The organism is Pseudoalteromonas sp. Z1A6 (assembly GCF_011378745.1).
GTDB classification, from domain to species: domain Bacteria; phylum Pseudomonadota; class Gammaproteobacteria; order Enterobacterales; family Alteromonadaceae; genus Pseudoalteromonas; species Pseudoalteromonas arctica.
Genome location: NZ_WTKW01000597.1, coordinates 1 through 1,324, shown reverse-complemented (window position 1 = coordinate 1,324; position 1,324 = coordinate 1). Strand labels below are relative to the sequence as shown.

The 1,324-nt window shown below is 40.1% G+C and carries 3 tRNA genes; all 3 read left to right on the top strand.

From position 1 onward, the window contains the following. Nucleotides 1-848: 848 nt before the first annotated feature. Nucleotides 849-924, top strand: a tRNA-Ala gene (locus GQR46_RS19795). 37 nt (nt 925-961) lie between these two features. Then, a tRNA-Glu gene (locus GQR46_RS19790) sits at nt 962-1,037 on the top strand. Between the two features lie 144 nt (nt 1,038-1,181). Continuing rightward, nucleotides 1,182-1,257: transfer RNA gene (locus GQR46_RS19785), tRNA-Glu, on the top strand. Nucleotides 1,258-1,324 lie beyond the last annotated feature (67 nt).

Genomic DNA, 1,324 nt, shown 5'->3' with positions numbered 1-1,324 from the left:
CGGTCCTTTAAAAATGAATTTAATCTAAACTTCCCAAAACAAATGCTATTTTCAGCATTCTAAACTCTATTTTTGTACTTACTTTATTTTTATAAGCCAACCTAGCCAAATCGTAAATACTCATACTTCACTAATAGCCTTCGGATTAAGACTAAATAGATCACACATAACTAGTGCGTGTTGACCTTTGTGGATTGAACCCAAAGGGCAGCGCATGTTTGGACTTTATGCGGCGTTATCGCCTATTCATGGGTAATAACCAAACTACAATAGGCTCTGCCTTGCCTAAAAAGCAAACATACTGCTGCAAATTCACCCACCAAAGATCAACACGCCCTGAAGTTTTGTACATAGCATTACGAAGCTACAATGCTCTTTAAAAAATATTCTTCAAACAATAATCGAGTTTTTAGTACGAGTGACGCTGGTTAATAAGCAAGTAAAGGCTGCGGGTACTCTCAAATCCACATTTAAGTTTTGGTTATTATAAGCAATTGTAACTTTTAAAAGATTAAGGCGATTGGCGGGGCCTTAATTGGTAGTTTTTAGATAAGTTCAATTTGCATATAAATGTATACCTTTGCTTTGATGCAATTTTGTTGCATTAAATAGGGGAGTAGGGTGTTGTTAAGTATTCGCTGCGATATAGTGATGTTATTATAAGCAGTAGGGCTAGAATCTTATTCAAATTGTATTTTTTAGCACGCTTGATAGCCAGTTTGTTGAAAATTAAACCATTTAAATAAAGCTAGGTAAAAAACTGTTGACTTTATTTTGGGTGGTGCATAGAATGCGCCCCGCACTAAGCGATACACGATGTGTTTATCACGACGGGTATTGATTAAGTTGGGGCCATAGCTCAGCTGGGAGAGCGCTTCGCTGGCAGTGAAGAGGTCTGCGGTTCGATCCCGCATGGCTCCACCAAAAATTAGTGTTTTGTCCTAGGGTAGCAGTTTTCTGTGTCCCCATCGTCTAGAGGCCTAGGACACCGCCCTTTCACGGCGGTAACAGGGGTTCGAATCCCCTTGGGGACGCCACTTAACTTTTATTAGTTAAAGGCGGTTTTACCGAGAAAATAGCGTCACAATTAAAGCTCGAGTCTTTACTTGTATTAAACGCAATTACCTTAAAGCTCATGATGTGAGTTAAACTTATCAACTGTCCTAGTGACACATTTATGTGTCCCCATCGTCTAGAGGCCTAGGACACCGCCCTTTCACGGCGGTAACAGGGGTTCGAATCCCCTTGGGGACGCCACTTACTTATTTTCAATAGGGAAGTGAAGTGTTATTAAGAAAGCTCGCCTGAAACGAGTCTAAAAATT